The sequence below is a fragment of the Bacillus sp. ME78 genome (assembly GCF_903970865.1).
GTDB classification, from domain to species: Bacteria; Bacillota; Bacilli; order Bacillales; family Bacillaceae_G; genus Bacillus_A; species Bacillus_A cereus.
Genome location: NZ_CAJCKK010000008.1, coordinates 1 through 16,688, shown reverse-complemented (window position 1 = coordinate 16,688; position 16,688 = coordinate 1). Strand labels below are relative to the sequence as shown.

The following is a 16,688-nucleotide window of genomic DNA, read 5'->3' as shown; positions in this document are numbered from 1 at the left end:
TACCTGTTATTTTTAGTAATATATAGATATATTATTTTAGGAGGATTTACTTTGAAAACTTACATACAAGCACTAAAGTGGATCACAGGAATCTATCATCTTTTATTAATTCCTTGTTATTATTTATTTCCAAATCTTGTTAACCTAGATGGATTACCTTTACTACTATTGATTGCTTTACATATCACTACTATTTTATTAGCTAAAAAAGCAGGGATGAATACGTACGCTCATTATATAGGTATTATCGTTACTCTAGTTGTCTTCTTTCCTTATATAGAAATCCTTCTACATATTATAGCAGCCATTTTTCTTTTATTAGATGCTGTTTCTATGAATGCAAAAGAAGTGTATGATTCATAGATGGATAAAATGAAACTTTAATCCATAGAGTTTTGAGATAGGTCGGCAAAAAGGATTTACTTTTTAAGTAAACCTTTTTTCATTTTTAATTACTTTCCTTACTCAAGACTAATAAAAGAATATTCTGTTTAATTTTTATAAATTTCTAAATATTTATAATACATTCGAATTAACATACATTTTAGTTATGTAAAAAATCTAAGTTTTAAGGAGATGAATCCATGCTTAAAAAGTTGGTAGCAGGTGCATTATTAACTGTTTCGTCGTTAACTGGAGGACTGGGATCAGTATCAGCTAGTACCGAAAAAGATTATACGATTTCCTCTTTCGAATATGTAACTGTAGATGAAAAGAATGTTGATTCGTTTAACAAATTGAGTGCTCCATTAAAAGAAGACGTAAAAATAACGTTAGTTCTACCGAAACAAAATCAAAATGGAGACTGGTTATCTTATGGATTTTCGAGCAAAGAAAGTTTAGAGTCTTTTATTGAAAAAGATAAACAAAGGTTGAATAATTCAATCACTCCCCTTGGTGTTGGAGGAAGCGGACCTGGTAGTACAGACTTCTATAAACGCACAAATCAAGGTAGCGAGTATTTTTCTCTAAGTAGCGGTTATAAAAACTTGTCTGCTAGTTGGCAAAATCAAATTGTTTCTGTACGTACAGCATCCCCTACCGCTAGCTATTCAACAACACTATGGGAACGTACTTCAACTGAAGGATATGGAAAAGGTGTTGTTTTTAAACATGCTGATTGGTATGGTCAAATTGCAAACTTAAATAACTTTCCAACTTCAGCAGTTGAAGTTAAAAAGTAAAAATATAGAAATAAAAGGTGTTTTCACGTATGGAAACACCTTTTATTTCTACAACTATTTCACATATCTCATCTATACCAATTTCAACTCTTAATTATTATCTTTCGTATTCCTACTCTCCAAAACCTTCTCCATATTATGAGTTGCCCATTCCATCATTAATAGAATCACTGGACGTAGTGATTCACCAAGCTCAGTTAATGAATATTCCACTTTTGGCGGCACTTCACGGTATACTTCGCGATGTATGATGCCATCTGCTTCAAGTTCTCTCAGCTGCAGTGTTAACATTCTTTGTGTGATATTTGGTTTTAATCTTTTTAACTCATTAAACCGCTTTGTACCATCTAATAAATGATACAAAATTACCCCTTTCCATTTCCCTCCAATCACCTCAACCATAGCTTCAACTGGACAAGAATATTTATTTAAAAATGGGTAATTTATATTATTTTCGTTTGGACAATCCATAATAAATCCCTTCCCTTAACATTAGTATCTTTTTTGATACTATACCACATAAATGTGCGTACTTGTATCTATGTTACTTTAAAAATATAATTTACTTACAAAAATAAATTCATGAAAAGAGGAACTTTTATGACAAATACAAAAGAAATTACAAAAGAAAAAATTATGGAGGCTTTTCATTTCAGACATGCATGTAAAGAATTCGATCCTATGCACAAAATTTCAGAAGAGGATTTCAAATTCATTTTAGAAACAGGCAGATTATCTCCTTCTTCTTTTGGATATGAGCCTTGGAAATTTATTGTCGTACAAAATAAAGAATTAAGAGAAAAACTACAACCGTATTCATGGGGCGCTGGTGGGCAACTTGCAACAGCTAGTCATTTTGTTATTGTTCTTTCAAGAAACATTAAAGATATGCATTATGATGCAGAGTATATTAAATATATGATGAACGATATTATTGGATTGCCTGAAGACACTCAAAAAATTAGATATGAATTCTTCAAAAAGTTCCAGGAAACAGATTTTAACTTATTACAATCCGATCGTGCTGTATTTGATTGGGCATCCAAGCAATCTTATATCGCTTTAGGTAATATGATGACGAGCGCAGCTCAAATCGGTATTGATTCTTGTCCAATAGAAGGATTTGATAAAGAGGAAGTAGATTCTTTACTTCGTCAAGAAGGCATTATACAAGGCGATAATCTTGAAGTATCAGTTATGGTTGCCTTTGGTTACCGTAAAGAAGAGCCAAAGCGTGATAAAACAAGACAGACTATGGATACAATTGTTGAATGGATTAAGTAATATAGCACAGACAAATAATGCTCCTAATAGCTGTATACTCATACTAAAGAAGAATCAATTGTTTTCTTACGTATGAATTTGGTTTTTCATGGAAAGATATGTTAGTATGTATACAGTTTGAGTGCTCTATTTTTAGAGTCGAACAGGAGGAGAATGAATATGTCTGATATTGAAGTTGGCGAAGTGTTTACTCTTAGTGATGAGAATAACGAAGAGCAAGAAGTAGAAGTACTTGGAGCGATGGATGTCGAAGGCGCAGAGTATATTGCAGTTGCCTTTGTTGAAGATATCCAAACAGAAACTGAGGAAGACATTGATATTTTCTTTTTAAAAGTAGAAGAAGATAATGAGTTTTCATACATTGAAAATGATGAAGAGTTTGATAAAGTATCTGCTGCTTTTGATAAGATTTTAGATGAACAAGAACAAGAGTAAACACGAGGGGGATGCATATCCACCCTCTTTTTTTATTCATCACTCATTCAGTGATTTATGCAGTAACTCCAGTACATCTTTCATCGCAAAAGGTCCATCTTTTTTAACATGCTCCGCAAATTCTGAAACGAGACGTAATGTTCTCACACTTTCGATTGGATGTTCTCCTGATGCACTTTCAGCTGAAAGCATAACTGCATTCGTCCCGTCCAGTACAGCTTGAAACACATCAGTCACCTCTGCCCTTGTTGGAATAGAATGATCTACCATAGATTGAAGCATTTGTGTTGCTGTAATGACATATGTATTCGTTCGATTACATTCCTGAATCATCATTTTCTGTAAAAGCGGAATGCATTGATACGGTAACTCTACTCCTAAATCGCCCCTTGCAATCATAATTCCATCTGCTTCTTTACATATATCTTGAAAATTCTCGATTGCTTCCATCGTTTCTATTTTTGCAATTAAATTAGGTGACGTTTCTTTATACTGTTGTATAAAATCTCGTATTTCTTTTATATGACTAGGTTTTCTTACGAAAGAACATGCGATAAAATCAACATTCTCCTCTAAAAGAAACTGAATATCTTTTTTATCTTTCTCTGTAATAGCTGGTAAACGAACAGCCGCATCTGGTAAATTAACTCCTTTATGAGATGAGATATTGCCACCTGTTTTTACCTTCGTTTCTATTTTGTCCGTACTTATCTTTTCAACAATTAATTCAACTTCTCCATCATTAATTAAAATTCTACTGCCTACTTTCACATCATTCGCAATTCCTTCATAATCAACACTCGCTTCTGTATTACTCCCTGTAACTGGTTGTGTATGTAAAATAAAAGAATCTCCTGCCTGAAGTGTAATTTGCCCTCCCTTCACTTCACCTAATCTTATTTTAGGTCCTTGTACATCCCCCAAAAATTTAATAGAGTCATCTAATGATTTCACTAAACGAATGATGTCTTTATGACTTTCATGCGTGCCATGCGATAAATTCAGTCGAACAATTTTCATACCATTCTTTATTAACTGTGCTAATGTTTCTTTATTATTACTTGCGGGTCCAATTGTACAAATTCGATCGATTGTCATTTTTGTCACCATCCTTTTTTTAATAAGTTTCCCATATGAACTTAAAAATAACAGAGATTCTGACATGAATAGATTTAAATTTACATGAATTTCATAAAATTAAACCTGTATCCCTTGCTGGCTAAGCATTAGAAGATATATTCGCTTTTTTACAAATGAAAACATGTTGAATCGAAAGTAAAAGAAAAGTTAAGTATGGGATAAACCATTGAGAGTTTCGAAATTTTCATATATTGTATGAATTGAGTTCGAACTCAAAAATTTAAAAAGGTGGGAAAATTAGTGAATATGAAAAAATCTTTATCGGTGACAACTTTAGGGTTAGCGGTTTTAGGTTTTGGTTTTACTAATAACGCAAGTGCTTCAGAGGTCGATACTGTAGACAGGCAGCCCGTTTTAGTTGACTTTGATACAATTCAATCAACAAAAACATCTAGTGTTCCTAGTTTGACTGTTGCAGCTGCACCTAAGAATGACTCTAACATTAGCGTATATACTCCCTTTTTTGGTAACCCATATGCAGTTGCTAAATCGAAATCAACTACGACCGAAGACTATGTTTATGCAAAAGCAAGAACTTTCAATGGCGATCGCTCATTAGTAAATACGAAAAGTAATAGTGCAAAAAAATCATCCTTTGTCAGTGCTACAGCGACCAACACAAGCGTTTATTATGGAGATGATTACGCTATCGGTAATCATACCTATAAATTAAGTGGTTATAATGATGTGAATCACGAAACAAAAGCCTTCTGGTAAGAAAGAGAAAAAAGATATGCATCTTGCATATCTTTTTTCTCTAATACTTTACATATATTGAGGTGCTATTTATGAAACAAATATATATTATTATCGGTGTTTTACTCATTTCATTACTTACAATTTATATTTTGTTCAATACTTCAATCATACAACCTCATCCACCTTCTAAAGAAAATAAGAGAGAGCAACAAACCAATACTATTTCTTACGGATTGAAGGATAATCAAGGCCAACATATTAACAACGGTAGCACAATTACTAGTGAGGATAATAAAATTAATGTATCATTATCATTCGTACATACTATTAACGAAAACCGAAAATATGGATTAATTGTTCTAGAAGATTACGAACAAAAACCTTTTAAAATAGAAGATACTACTAATGAAATATCACACTATTTTTTTGATATGAAACCAAACAGCTCAATGACTACGAAAATCTCTTTACACACTTCTCCTAATGCAAGTGAATTAACCTTTTTAATAATTAAAAAACCTGAATACAAATTAAAAGATAATAACTTAAATAAAGCAGCTATTTTAGAAGATATTCTAAGTATGCGATACTCAATGCATCCTCCTCAGAAAGAAAGCGAAAAAATAAAACTCTCCCATATAGATCCAGATGCTATTTTAAAAGATGGTCTTTACGAACCATTATTTGTTACGAACCGTGAAGAGAACTTACAAACTGTCTTCTTTGAAAAGGAAGGCAAGCAATTAACCTTATCAAACGGTAATGAAACGAATGATGAAATGACTTACGCAATCGTGGCTTTTAAAGATTGGAAACAAGTTGAAATATTTAACAATAGAAAAGCCGTTTATACTAAAGTTGCACCTGAAACGAGGCAAATCTTTAATTTCATATTGCCTTCAGTGGATCAGGAAAGTAGTTTTCAACTCGTCGCTTTTCCATTTCCTTTTAAAGTTAGCGAAGAAGATTATGTCAGTCAACAAGCATTCAGTTCTTTTCGCATCGTAATTGAAAATGAAAATAAATAAGTTATACTATGCACAGTATAACAACCAAAAAAGGCCTACTCACACGAGTAGGCTTTTGAAACTACGAAAGTTTCGTCAATAACTGATTTAAATCTTTTTTCGTTTTCGTCGTTAAAGATTTCATTTTATTAATATCGATTTTTTCTTTCTCCGCTCCTACAATTAACGGATACATACTTTGACCGATTGTTTTAGAATCCGTCGGATGTGATGCCTCTAGCTCTTTTTCAATTACATCCCACTTTTCATTAATTTGTTTGCCAAGCTTATTCACTGTTTCCAATTTCGGATTAGCAGCTAACTGCTTGTCCAAGCTATCAATTAATGCTACAACTTCTTTAACATTCGTTTTCACAGCAACACTTTTCTTCGGATCTTTCGTTGTCTTTCCGTTATTGTTTGTACTTGTGCTTTGATCTGTTGTTTTCCCACTAGTCGTTTGATCATTCGTTTTTCCTGTCGTCTCTTTTTCTTTTGTTTTTACATTTTCGTTTTGAGTTGACGTTTTGCCGTTACTTTCTGTCCCTGATGATTCTTTCGTATTTTTTGCATCCTTATCTGTTTTTTCATTTGAAGAAGTATTTGTTTCTTTTTCAGTATCTTTCGTTGTTTTTGACGCTTCATCTGCACTTGTCGTTTTTGCTTCTCCATCATTTTGCGCAGTTACTTGCTCTTTCTTTTCCGTTTCTTTATCTGCTGAAGGACTACAAGCTGCCATAGTAAGCATTGTACCAATTGTTATCGATGCGATAGCGACCTTTTTCATTTTCATATAAATCCCCCTATGTTTTACATAATTTATCCTCCCCTTTACGATTCGATTCCCCCTTAAAAAATCCCTTTTCATACGAATTATCATCTTTCCGACAGTAATCTTCATAATAATACGTACAAAAACTGATAAACTCATTTTAATATTCGAGTTTCTTCTACTTCATTTTTCTACTCGCAAGTAAAAGAAAAAGAGTATATTGTCACATTAAGAATTACTATCTTCATATGACGATATACTCTTCTATCAAATTTTTATCTTTCTTGACATTTTATTTATACAAAAAAATAAAATTTTCTTTCGTTTTTTGTTTCTCAACATTTGTTAACATAATATTTTTATGAATAACCACCATTCGAGTGAATGACTTGCCCAGTAACCCATTTCGCTTCTTCACTTACTAAAAAAGAAATTAAGCGCGCAGCATCCACCGGTTCTCCTACTTTACCTTGCGGGAACTTCCATACTAAATGATGCTTCAGCTCCTCTGTAATCCATCCTGTATTCGTCGGTCCTGGATCTACAGCATTCACTGTAATCCCCTTCTCCATCGCAACTGGTGCTACTGACTTTGTAAATGCTTCAATTGCCCCTTTCGTTGCTGCATATGCTAGTTCATCTGGCATTGGACCTACTGACTGTCCTGAAGTAAGATTAATAATACTCCCGCCCGTTTTAAGTGAATAATGTTTTATAAACAATGAACTTAATAGCATAGTAGCCCGAACATTAACTGTATAATGTTTATCCAACTGCTCTACATCTAATTCCTCAATTCTCGTATGAGTAGAATATACTGCATTATTAACTAGAATAGATGGATCACCTAACCGTTCTGATACCATATAAAACAAACGATTTGGCGAATAAGACTGCGATAAATTGATTTCTGCCATTTCACATCGTACATCGTAACTTTCAATTTCCTTTTTCAGCAAAAAGGGTTCTTGATCACTCATTCCCCATGGCATCGCTTTATCATACTTTGGCCAGTACGTGAAAAAAATGTCTATCCCCTTTTGAGCAAGCACCTTGCATACAGCTGCACCAATTCCATTCAGACGAGTTGCCCCTGTTACAATTGCTATTTTCTTCACCTTTTTCTCCTCCATCTATACACAGATCCTCTGCATGAATACAGAGGATCTATCTTCTTATTGAATATTTGACAGTATACGTTCAGCACCTAATTTTAACATTTTAATAAAGATATAATTTACAATCGTAAACATTACAAATAAAACGATAAACATAACCCACAGTCCGACATGAAGGAAGAAGTATAATACACTTACTCCCCCCACAATAATTAAAGCTATTAAAATATTAGCTAAAAAATTCCATAAAGTTGTATATCGACTTTTAAATAGTTTCTGCTCTGTATCCCAATGAATATCTGCAGTTTGTGCGTCCCAGCGTGTTCCGATTAAATTAATTAACAGTAACCCGTTCGCACTTATTAAAAACCACAGTATCATGAAGACTGGAGAAATCCCAGCTACAACTGCCATCGTAATACCGAATACTGCTAAAATGATTACATTAATTAACCAAGCAGTGATTGCTTTCGCAAAAAAGATATCCGAAGCCTTTACTGGTAAATAACGATTCACAAACCAAGAGCTTCCATCTCGCGAAAATGACGTTGTTGCAATGACGTTACTACCCATTAAAAATAACGATGCACAAAGACCAACACCAATTGCAAATCCTGTTGTCTTTGGATTGTTAATATACTCTGTAATAAACTTTAAGTTTCCATCTTGCACAAATAAAATAAAGAACAACATAATTGGCATAACGAAAGTTTGTACAATGCAATTTAAGAAAAATTGTGGTGTACGGAATAACGTTTTAAATTCTTTTTGCACATACGCTTTTAAATGCGAACTTTGTACTGTTGATTTCTGTAAACCTTCCGCCGAAATAACTTGTTTCTTTGCTGTACTCGTTGAAAGTCCAATAACCCCTTTTAAATATGTACGCTCTGCTATGTAATAAAACAACACAAAGAAGACAAATGAAATAACTGCAAAGATTATTACATATAAAGGTCCCTTCCAATTTGCATTTTCTACTAATGCCACTGCTCCAAAATATGTAGTTGGAAAATAATTTGTCATTTGTACTAAAAGAGAAGATTGATTATTTACAAGGTATTCCGCAGCCCCATCACCAGAAAACGCACTTTTATTTCTCCACTGCATAAATACGTTAATTCCTACAATAAATAATATACTTACGATTCCAATAAATATATTTCCTCGATCTTTATTTTTCGCTATATTTGTATACCTCATAATAATTGTCATCAGTAACGAAGCTAATACTAACGGCACGATTGGGAAGAGTAAGTAAATAAAAATCATATATATGTAATATGTAATAAATGCGCCACTTTTTAAACCGTACGTAATGAAGATTGGTAATAAAATAAATGAACTCATTACGTATTGTGTAATTAATACCGTTAAAAATTTTGCCGAAATAATTTGCGCTGGTTTTAATGGTAACGGCAGTAACATTTCAATATCATTGCTGTAGTAAAATACAGTTAAAATGTTCGTTATACTCATTAAAAATACCCATATACTCGCAATCGCAAGTCCCATTGCAATAATCATTCCCGGCCCTTGCCCTAATTGTTTCAGACCTTCATACATTCCGTGCGTCATCGAACCAAATATTAAAAATCCAACAAATAAAATAGCTGCAAATGAAAATAAATACGCCCATCGCTTCTTCTTATCTGCTATAAAATCTGCGTAATTTAACTTTAATAGTACCTTCGTTAACGTCCAAATTTTACTCATTGCCCGTCATCTCCAAGAACATTTTTTCAAGTGATTCATTGGATTTAAAATGATCTCTCATTTCATCTAAATTTCCTTTAAACTGCAAATTCCCCTTATTAATAATAGCAACCCGGTCACATATTTTTTCCGCTACTTCTAATACGTGTGTAGAGAAAAATACAATCTTTCCTTTATCCGCATGTTCTCTCATCATTTCTTTTAAAATATATGCAGATTTCGGATCAAGCCCTGTTAACGGTTCATCTAAAATCCATACATCTGGCTCATGCACGAGCACACCAATAATAACGATTTTTTGTCTCATACCGTGCGAATAACTTTGAATTTGATCAGATAATGCATTATAAAGATCAAACTTCTTCGCTAAAGACTCTATTCGTTCTTGTCTTACTTCTTTCGGCACTTCATACATATCAGCCATAAAGTTTAAATATTCAATTCCTTTTAAACGTAAAAACATATCTGGGCTATCCGGCACATAACCAAACGTCTTCTTCGCTTCCATCGGCTCTTCCATAATATTTTTTCCATTAATCGTAATAGTCCCTTTGTCCACCCCGTGAATGCCAGTAATCATCTTAATTGTCGTGGATTTACCCGCACCATTCGGTCCTAAAAATCCAAAGATTTCGCCGCTAGGTACAGATAAACTTAAATCTTTTACTGCATAAGTAGACCCATTATAACTTTTTGACACATTCGTAATTTCAATCATTCCATCCAATCCTTTCCTTAATTACCAAATAACTATATTGATATTATAGCATACTTCTATTTTAAGATTTTTACATTTTTCAGTTTATTTAACCTTTAAAATAAATATACACCCCTAATCCAACAACTAAAACGACAGCTAGTATAATATAAATCATTGTTAATCGTTTAATATTCCCCTTTGTCGCTTTGCTATAATTTGCATCACCATTCCGCCCAATTAACACCGTCGCAATGACAGTAATCACTACAAGTAATACAACGATCATGATCCAAGTTAGCATTTCTTCCTCCCCCCTCCTTACAACCATTTTACAATATTATCCTCTTTATTTCGCAGCATATTTCCTCTTTTTACTATTATTATGAAGCAAACTGGAAAACTATTATTACCATTCCTATCCAATTGTGATATATTTGTAACATAACGTGACTTATTTCTAACAACGTAAGGAGGACCTATCATGAAAACAACTTGGATAAAATATTTAGGATTTCTCGGTTTCTTCGGTTTCCTCGGATTTTTTTATGAAAAAGGATTGTTTACTATGTTCTGTTTCTTCTCCTTTTTCACATCGTATAGAACAGTTCAACACGATGAACTGTTTGAACAAATTGTCAATAAATCGTGTCGCAATGCATTTATCGTTACATTACTAACTACCGCTATCATTATATTTATTGAAATGTTATTTCCAAACCCGGCGCTACAAGAAATTGATATCACTCTTATTTTCGGCACACTCATTCTTACGTTCGGTTTTTCTATGTTCTTTTATGATAAACCTGTTGATGAAATGGAAGATGCACCATGGCGTTCGTAACGAGGATAAAAGAATACCGCGCCAAATTGAACATGACACAAGAAGATTTAGCAAAGAGCGTTGGTGTGCGACGTGAAACAATTAGTCATCTCGAAAAAGGTAAATACAATCCTTCCTTACAACTTGCTCACGATATAGCGAAGGCACTACATAGTACGATTGATGAGATTTTTATTTTTGAGGATAAATAAAAAATACCGTCATTCTTTCCAAGAAGAATGACGGTATTTCTCATCGATTATCCATATAAAACCGCATGAAATACGCCTAATAGTAAGTATTGATCCTCCATGTAATCTCCATCATATGCATTCATCTCGATGTAATACATATCTTCCTCAAGACGAATATTCCAATCTGCGATTACATAGCCTTTTCGTAATAATTTTCCCATTCCAAATGAAGTTTTATGAACAACATATTCTTCTGCCTTATATGTAAAGGTAAATATAAAATTTGCATCCAATAACTTTCCGTCACATACAAGTATTTCATGCTCTGCATCATTATTATCGATGTACGTTACTAAAATCTTTCTTTGGCGTTGCCTACTTACATCCTTTGCAATGACGCGAATATTGCCCTTACTATCCTTTATTTCATAAATGATATTACTACCAATTTTCGGAATGAAGTCCAGCACTCTCATCAACGTATTTTTATAATAACCCCGTACTACGCCTACTTGCTCACTTCCATTATAAAACTCTATCGGCGTCGTATCTGCTTTGCTATCACACGGTCGTTTGTAAGAGAGCTGCATCATTCGCTCTCCTCTTAAGTACTGATCAAACGTCACAGGATATTCTATCATGCGCAGTTCTTTATTTAGCTCATACAAATAGTGTTGAACACTCTCTATTAATGTTGTAGTAGATATAAGCTCTTGAAGTTCAAATTCTTGCCAGCTGGAAGAAACATTCCATTGATTATGATCCTCTTCATAGAAGAAACCAAGAATTACCTCTTCACGGTCAGCCGTTTCATATTTCATAGGTACGTTCTGCCCGTGTTGCACTTGTTCCATCCACTGTCCTAAATAAATGCCAAGCTCTGCGACCTTCATACATGACTTCTGAAAAAGTACGCTGTCACTCGCGAGAATCGTTAATTCCCCTTCAATAAAGCCCTTTGTATAAGCATCATACTTTGGCTCATCCTTCTGCGGAATAGCCTTATCTAACTCAAATAAAAACTTTAACATTCTTTATTCACCTCTAGTTGTTACACTAATCATACATGACATCGCATCACGCTGGGAAACTATGTATATATACACATTTAATTTATGTATTATAACACGTAAATGACCTTAGTATAGAAACACTATTTTCGCTTTACGAACTCCCTCATAATAGAATAACTATCCTTTTATTATTTTTCTTGACTTAGAGTTCACTCTAACCATTATAATCAACTCATAGTTCATTTACAATAAAATCAATTGGACAAAATTCAGTAGGAATTGGAATAGCTAAAATCAAAAGTGGCTGACATTATCGCAGACCTGGATATTGTTATTCGAACCTTTGATTTATCTGTTACTACAATTGTATATTAAGGTACTATTCAAATAAAAAACAACGATTTCCTGTGCGTTAAGAAGTAAGTGATTCTTGTTATTTTTTCCTTATTTTACTTTCTCTTAATAGTCGTAAATCTTCTATAATTTATTTAGTACATATAAAAGAGACGGAACCTTAAAATCAGCAAATTAGAAAATAAAACAGGATGGGAGTCAATTATTATGGATCAATCAAATAAGGCATTTAGCCTAGCATTAGTAAAATCGTTAAGAGGAGAACGAGGACATCTTCCCATCAAAAATGCTTTGTCGGATATAGACATGGTGCTTGCGGGAAAACGCAGAGAGGAACTACCTTATTCTATTTATCAATTAGTAAAACACATGACCTACTGACAAGATTTTCTCTTATTATCCGCCCAGGGGAAGAAGCCTGCATTGCCCGCCCATGTAAAAGAGAGCTGGCCTGAAGAAGAATGTCCTGCCAGTGAAGAAGAGTGGCAACAGATTATTCAGTATTTTCTTCAAGGGATTGAACAGGCATGCACGATTGCCCAAACTGTTCAATTGGACAAAATATTGGAGGAATGGCCTGGTGAAACCACTGGCGGTGTTCTACGCAATATTGCATCTCACAACTCCTACCATTTAGGAGAAATTGTGCTGATCCGCAGATTATTTAGTGCTTGGCCACCGCCAACAGGCGGATATCCAGTCTAAACAAGGAAATGGTTCCAACCTATGCCCATTAACTTAAAATTTCGAATTACTTCCAAAACGAAATTTTTACCACTTTACAGTTATTTATGAAAATTAAATTCATTTTTTTCATTATTAGGGAACAAACATTTTTTTAGTTGATGGAGATAGGGTACAAAAATATACATTTCATCTCCTAACAAAATAAAAAAGATTGCTCATATCCTAAGAGGCAATCTTTTTTTATTTTTAAGCAGTTTGTAATTTGTCATTACAAATTGCTTAAAATATTATTTCGTGTTATTTCTGTTTTCCAAAACCTTCTCCACATTAACCCTCAATTTTAATTCCAGCTTGTTTAAATGGTTCTGATTTTATTTCTGTTTTCTTCAGTAAAATTGTTTTGACTTGGTGCCATCTTTTTTGTTCCATATCTTAGTATATGAAATTATATCGACGATTCATTAAATTTCAACACAATTAAAATGAAGCTACCTTTTCTTCAGCCACTTCTGCAATCTCTAAAATTTGTAGCAGGCTCTCCACTTCATAAGTCGGCTTAACACTTGCCTTATTCTCTTTCAAACTCGGATTATACCAACACGTATCAATGCCGTAGTCTTCTCCACCTTTCATATCAGAAGTTAGCGAATCTCCAACCATTAGTACACTTGATTTATCCGTAATTCCGAATTTCTCAAATGCATAATCAAAAATCTCACGTGCTGGTTTTTGATGACCAACTTCTTCAGAAATAATAATATGATCAAAGAAATTACATAAAGGCGAATTTCCGATTCTTGATTGTTGCACCTTCGTATATCCATTTGTAATAATACCTAGCTTGCAATCTTGTAGATTTTCACATAATTGTACTGCGCCTTCTATAAGATGTACTTCTTCCCCTAAATTTTCAAGATATACATCACTAAATTGCTGTGCATCTACGTCTATATTATGAAGTGCAAATAATCGTCTAAATCGATCTACTGCTAATTCACTTAGCGTAATCATTTTATTTTCTAAATCTCTCCATAATCCATTACTAATCTCTTTATAGCTTGCAAGATAATCATTATACCCTGTAGGCATGCCGAACTGTACAAACACATTGTGTAATGCATTTCTTTCCGTTTCAGGGAAATCTAATAATGTATCGTCTACGTCGAATAGTATTACTTTGTATTTCATGATGTTTTCCTCAACTCCTATATTCTCATAGCTTAATTATAACAACAATAGTAAAAGGAGGCTAATCCAAATCAGCCTCCTTCTCATTATTAATCTTCCAGCAATAACACTTTCATTTCTTCTAACGAATCTTTCGTAAAGCCAAGAGCTTTTTCGGCGTATGCTTCAACTGATCCGTATTGCTTTTGGATTCCATCAATCGCAGCTTGTAAATATTCGGCGCGCGCTTCAAACATTGCACCTAATATTGCTCTGCTCTCATCATTTTGTAATTTCGCACCTAAAAAGGCCATCATTTTTTCATTTAGCTTTTCACGGAATCCGTTACTTAATAAGTAATCTTCCATTACTGTTTTTTCCGGTACACCTAGTAAAAGTAATAAAAGCGCTGAACCAAATCCAGTACGATCTTTTCCAGCTGTGCAGTGGTTTACTAATGGTAAGTTTTCCGGGTTTTGCGCTAAGTTTAAGAAGCTCACGAATGCCTCGTTACCACTTACGAAATCTTGATTCATTTTCACAAGATACTCACCTGGTTTTCCTAACATAGAAAGGTCACCAACTTGGAAAAATTCATTTATATTTAGATCTTTCGCTAAGTCTTGCATAACTGGTAAGCACACTTGACGAGCACCCGTAATTTCTGGATTCGGCTTATGCTTCACTTCAAAGTCTGTACGGTAATCACAAATTAACTTTAAACCAGACTTTTGTAAATACGCAATATCCCATTCTGTTAGTCCTGCTAATTCTTCAGAACGGTATAATTTGCCCCATTTCACTTTACGGCCTTCTGTCGTTTCATATCCTCCCATATCACGGAAGTTAAACGCGCCTTGTAATGGCAGTCTACGCTCAGCTACTGTTACTGCTTGTCCATTACTTCCTACTAATCTAAAATATGGACGTTCATTTTCACTCGGGTTTTCAATTGTATATGATAATTCTCCATTTACCGTTGCAAGTAATTCTCCAGTTTCTTCAATATGTTCTGGTGAAGTACTCCAATAAATACGAACTTCTTCTATATTATTTTCCCATTTTATTTGTAACGTATTATCTTCATTTCTCTCTACAGTTGCTTGTAGCCAATTTCTTTGCTGCTCCATTCTTTCACCAACGCTTTCTCTTATAGTCAAATCTTACTCTATTGTATTATAGGAATAACTACTTTGTCGTTCTCATTTTTCTTTTTATCTTACAAACAGGCGAAAAGTTCTTTTACTTGTTCAAAATTTGTACACGGGTTCCCACTAGATGTGTCCCAGAGTATAACTTAAAACTCCCTCACATACCGCTCAGTACAACTCAGCAACTGACATCCGTTCTTTTCAAAAACATCCTTCATCCACTCATTTTGTATATTTGTCTCACCAATATAATAAGATGCACCTATTTCCTTTAAGACAAACATCGCACCTGCAAATAGTGCAGCTTCATATCCCTTGTTACGCATATTTGGAGTAACTGCGAAGTACATAAGTTTCCCTTCTTCTAACGTACCTCTTTCAATATGCGGGATTACAATTCCTATCGGCTCTTCATCAACACTCGCTGTTAAGCAATGTTCTTTCCATTGCTCACCAATTTCTTGTAGCATCATATGCACAACTTGATCATGAGCGACTGGTTCTCCCGTTGCTTCATTCCACAGTGAATAAAAAGCCTCTTCTCCAACTTCTTCAATAAGCTTAAAATCAATTTCACTTTCTACATCTTCTACTTCGTATATATCTTTAAATACAATCATGTTTTCCGTAACATATTCAAATGAATACGTTTCAAAACATTTTTTATACACATCATAATTTGGACTTTTTGAAGAGATTTCAAAATGTAGTTTTTCTAATCCATCTTTTTCAGCTTCAGCAACGTAATATTGCACTATCTCTTCTAATTGCTCTTCTGTAAAAACCTCTGCATTATTTTCTTTTATCATAATAGAAGAAGCACTTCTTCTTATTTTAAAATGTTTTTCTAACTGTTCTATCGTCGTCATATTCTTCCCTCATCTATATCATACTCGAATTTCTAATCGTTCTCCTTGCATGAGCAGGATTGTCCTTGAATATATAGAATACTAGAAAAGATCGCATCTTTAAAGTGCGGAGGAGGTTCTCCATTGGATATTACAGCATTGCAACAACAGTTAGAGCTTATACAACAAAATGACTATACGCAACTGCAACATATAGACGTAAATGAGTTAACTTTGAACATGCTTCAGTATATCGGAACGACTGATAGCTACGTTCGTTACCAACTTATATATAAATGTTTTGTGCATTTCATTCATCATGAATTCCTTATGGATGATCAACTGAAATTACTTCTGCAAACTTGTTTAAGTGATGAGTATTTATATTGTGACATTTAC

At 33.8% G+C, this 16,688-nt stretch carries 19 protein-coding genes and 2 pseudogenes; 10 read left to right on the top strand and 11 right to left on the bottom strand.

Annotation, left to right across the window (positions count from 1 at the left end; translation table 11 throughout):
* Positions 1–51: 51 nt before the first annotated feature.
* Positions 52–363 (top strand): hypothetical protein, encoded by a 312-nt coding sequence (locus H6481_RS11525; protein WP_078993956.1) that lies wholly within the window; start codon positions 52–54, stop codon positions 361–363.
* Positions 364–584: 221 nt separating this feature from the next.
* Positions 585–1,184, top strand: a complete 600-nt coding sequence (locus H6481_RS11520) for a hypothetical protein (RefSeq protein ID WP_182811709.1) — start codon at positions 585–587, stop codon at positions 1,182–1,184.
* 90 nt (positions 1,185–1,274) lie between these two features.
* Here the strand turns inward: H6481_RS11520 and H6481_RS11515 are convergent, their stop codons facing one another.
* Positions 1,275–1,655, bottom strand: coding sequence for a winged helix-turn-helix transcriptional regulator (locus H6481_RS11515; RefSeq protein ID WP_069355954.1), 381 nt, complete (start codon positions 1,653–1,655; stop codon positions 1,275–1,277).
* Between the two features lie 129 nt (positions 1,656–1,784).
* Between H6481_RS11515 and H6481_RS11510 the strand changes: the two genes are divergently transcribed.
* Together H6481_RS11510 and H6481_RS11505 are read left to right on the top strand one after the other, a co-directional pair.
* A complete protein-coding gene (locus H6481_RS11510) occupies positions 1,785–2,468 on the top strand; it encodes an NAD(P)H-dependent oxidoreductase (RefSeq protein WP_000185605.1) in 684 nt (227 codons plus the stop codon).
* Between the two features lie 153 nt (positions 2,469–2,621).
* A complete protein-coding gene (locus tag H6481_RS11505) occupies positions 2,622–2,903 on the top strand; it encodes a DUF1292 domain-containing protein (RefSeq protein ID WP_025118598.1) in 282 nt (93 codons plus the stop codon).
* A 39-nt stretch (positions 2,904–2,942) separates the two neighbouring features.
* Here the strand turns inward: H6481_RS11505 and H6481_RS11500 are convergent, their stop codons facing one another.
* Positions 2,943–4,001, bottom strand: coding sequence for a pyruvate kinase (locus H6481_RS11500; RefSeq protein ID WP_025118597.1), 1,059 nt, complete (start codon positions 3,999–4,001; stop codon positions 2,943–2,945).
* A 282-nt stretch (positions 4,002–4,283) separates the two neighbouring features.
* Between H6481_RS11500 and H6481_RS11495 the strand changes: the two genes are divergently transcribed.
* Both H6481_RS11495 and H6481_RS11490 read left to right on the top strand, forming a co-directional pair.
* Entirely contained in the window at positions 4,284–4,760 is a 477-nt protein-coding gene (locus H6481_RS11495) for a XoxI protein (RefSeq protein WP_182811706.1), read from the top strand.
* Between the two features lie 71 nt (positions 4,761–4,831).
* The gene (locus H6481_RS11490; protein WP_182811702.1) at positions 4,832–5,770 is read left to right on the top strand and encodes a hypothetical protein; all 939 of its coding nucleotides are present in this window, start codon (positions 4,832–4,834) and stop codon (positions 5,768–5,770) included.
* Between the two features lie 61 nt (positions 5,771–5,831).
* On the opposite strand, the gene H6481_RS11485 is transcribed toward H6481_RS11490, so the two are convergent.
* The 5 genes from H6481_RS11485 to H6481_RS11465 all read right to left on the bottom strand — a co-directional run bounded on the left by H6481_RS11485 (position 5,832) and on the right by H6481_RS11465 (position 10,356).
* Complete coding sequence (locus tag H6481_RS11485) at positions 5,832–6,542, bottom strand: hypothetical protein (protein ID WP_000782542.1); 711 nt, start codon at positions 6,540–6,542, stop codon at positions 5,832–5,834.
* Positions 6,543–6,880: 338 nt separating this feature from the next.
* Positions 6,881–7,639 (bottom strand): SDR family oxidoreductase, encoded by a 759-nt coding sequence (locus H6481_RS11480; RefSeq protein ID WP_000716965.1) that lies wholly within the window; start codon positions 7,637–7,639, stop codon positions 6,881–6,883.
* A gap of 57 nt (positions 7,640–7,696) precedes the next feature.
* The gene (locus H6481_RS11475) at positions 7,697–9,355 is read right to left on the bottom strand and encodes an ABC transporter permease (protein WP_182811699.1); all 1,659 of its coding nucleotides are present in this window, start codon (positions 9,353–9,355) and stop codon (positions 7,697–7,699) included.
* A complete protein-coding gene (locus tag H6481_RS11470) occupies positions 9,348–10,073 on the bottom strand; it encodes an ABC transporter ATP-binding protein (RefSeq protein ID WP_000570204.1) in 726 nt (241 codons plus the stop codon). The genes H6481_RS11475 and H6481_RS11470 overlap by 8 nt, the downstream gene beginning before the upstream one ends.
* 88 nt (positions 10,074–10,161) lie before the next feature.
* Positions 10,162–10,356, bottom strand: coding sequence for a hypothetical protein (locus H6481_RS11465; RefSeq protein WP_000958863.1), 195 nt, complete (start codon positions 10,354–10,356; stop codon positions 10,162–10,164).
* Positions 10,357–10,536: 180 nt separating this feature from the next.
* On the opposite strand from H6481_RS11465, the gene H6481_RS11460 reads away from it, so the two are divergent.
* Entirely contained in the window at positions 10,537–10,896 is a 360-nt protein-coding gene (locus tag H6481_RS11460; RefSeq protein ID WP_182811696.1) for a DUF3796 domain-containing protein, read from the top strand.
* The gene (locus tag H6481_RS11455; RefSeq protein WP_016122876.1) at positions 10,884–11,087 is read left to right on the top strand and encodes a helix-turn-helix transcriptional regulator; all 204 of its coding nucleotides are present in this window, start codon (positions 10,884–10,886) and stop codon (positions 11,085–11,087) included. The genes H6481_RS11460 and H6481_RS11455 overlap by 13 nt, the downstream gene beginning before the upstream one ends.
* A gap of 47 nt (positions 11,088–11,134) precedes the next feature.
* Here H6481_RS11455 and H6481_RS11450 read toward each other — a convergent pair whose 3' ends face one another.
* A complete protein-coding gene (locus H6481_RS11450; protein ID WP_168410627.1) occupies positions 11,135–12,100 on the bottom strand; it encodes a cytoplasmic protein in 966 nt (321 codons plus the stop codon).
* A gap of 543 nt (positions 12,101–12,643) precedes the next feature.
* Here H6481_RS11450 and H6481_RS11445 point away from each other — a divergent pair.
* Positions 12,644–13,141 (top strand): annotated as a pseudogene (locus H6481_RS11445) (DinB family protein).
* A gap of 459 nt (positions 13,142–13,600) precedes the next feature.
* Here H6481_RS11445 and H6481_RS11440 read toward each other — a convergent pair.
* The 3 genes from H6481_RS11440 to H6481_RS11430 all read right to left on the bottom strand — a co-directional run bounded on the left by H6481_RS11440 (position 13,601) and on the right by H6481_RS11430 (position 16,310).
* Complete coding sequence (locus H6481_RS11440; protein ID WP_182811693.1) at positions 13,601–14,311, bottom strand: YjjG family noncanonical pyrimidine nucleotidase; 711 nt, start codon at positions 14,309–14,311, stop codon at positions 13,601–13,603.
* Positions 14,312–14,400: 89 nt separating this feature from the next.
* Positions 14,401–15,420 (bottom strand): tyrosine-protein phosphatase, encoded by a 1,020-nt coding sequence (locus tag H6481_RS11435; RefSeq protein WP_098032920.1) that lies wholly within the window; start codon positions 15,418–15,420, stop codon positions 14,401–14,403.
* Between the two features lie 167 nt (positions 15,421–15,587).
* A complete protein-coding gene (locus tag H6481_RS11430; protein ID WP_182811690.1) occupies positions 15,588–16,310 on the bottom strand; it encodes a GNAT family N-acetyltransferase in 723 nt (240 codons plus the stop codon).
* A gap of 123 nt (positions 16,311–16,433) precedes the next feature.
* Here H6481_RS11430 and H6481_RS11425 point away from each other — a divergent pair.
* A pseudogene (locus H6481_RS11425) lies at positions 16,434–16,688 on the top strand (DUF2785 domain-containing protein); the annotation flags it as partial.

Coding starts and splice junctions, on each gene's coding strand:
- H6481_RS11520 (WP_182811709.1), top strand. CDS start 585: ATGCTTAAAAAGTTGGTAGCAGGTGCATTATTAACTGTTTCGTCGTTA.
- H6481_RS11515 (WP_069355954.1), bottom strand. CDS start 1,655: ATGGATTGTCCAAACGAAAATAATATAAATTACCCATTTTTAAATAAA.
- H6481_RS11510 (WP_000185605.1), top strand. CDS start 1,785: ATGACAAATACAAAAGAAATTACAAAAGAAAAAATTATGGAGGCTTTT.
- H6481_RS11505 (WP_025118598.1), top strand. CDS start 2,622: ATGAATATGTCTGATATTGAAGTTGGCGAAGTGTTTACTCTTAGTGAT.
- H6481_RS11500 (WP_025118597.1), bottom strand. CDS start 4,001: ATGACAATCGATCGAATTTGTACAATTGGACCCGCAAGTAATAATAAA.
- H6481_RS11490 (WP_182811702.1), top strand. CDS start 4,832: ATGAAACAAATATATATTATTATCGGTGTTTTACTCATTTCATTACTT.
- H6481_RS11485 (WP_000782542.1), bottom strand. CDS start 6,542: ATGAAAATGAAAAAGGTCGCTATCGCATCGATAACAATTGGTACAATG.
- H6481_RS11475 (WP_182811699.1), bottom strand. CDS start 9,355: ATGAGTAAAATTTGGACGTTAACGAAGGTACTATTAAAGTTAAATTAC.
- H6481_RS11470 (WP_000570204.1), bottom strand. CDS start 10,073: ATGATTGAAATTACGAATGTGTCAAAAAGTTATAATGGGTCTACTTAT.
- H6481_RS11465 (WP_000958863.1), bottom strand. CDS start 10,356: ATGCTAACTTGGATCATGATCGTTGTATTACTTGTAGTGATTACTGTC.
- H6481_RS11460 (WP_182811696.1), top strand. CDS start 10,537: ATGAAAACAACTTGGATAAAATATTTAGGATTTCTCGGTTTCTTCGGT.
- H6481_RS11455 (WP_016122876.1), top strand. CDS start 10,884: ATGGCGTTCGTAACGAGGATAAAAGAATACCGCGCCAAATTGAACATG.
- H6481_RS11450 (WP_168410627.1), bottom strand. CDS start 12,100: ATGTTAAAGTTTTTATTTGAGTTAGATAAGGCTATTCCGCAGAAGGAT.
- H6481_RS11440 (WP_182811693.1), bottom strand. CDS start 14,311: ATGAAATACAAAGTAATACTATTCGACGTAGACGATACATTATTAGAT.
- H6481_RS11435 (WP_098032920.1), bottom strand. CDS start 15,420: ATGGAGCAGCAAAGAAATTGGCTACAAGCAACTGTAGAGAGAAATGAA.
- H6481_RS11430 (WP_182811690.1), bottom strand. CDS start 16,310: ATGACGACGATAGAACAGTTAGAAAAACATTTTAAAATAAGAAGAAGT.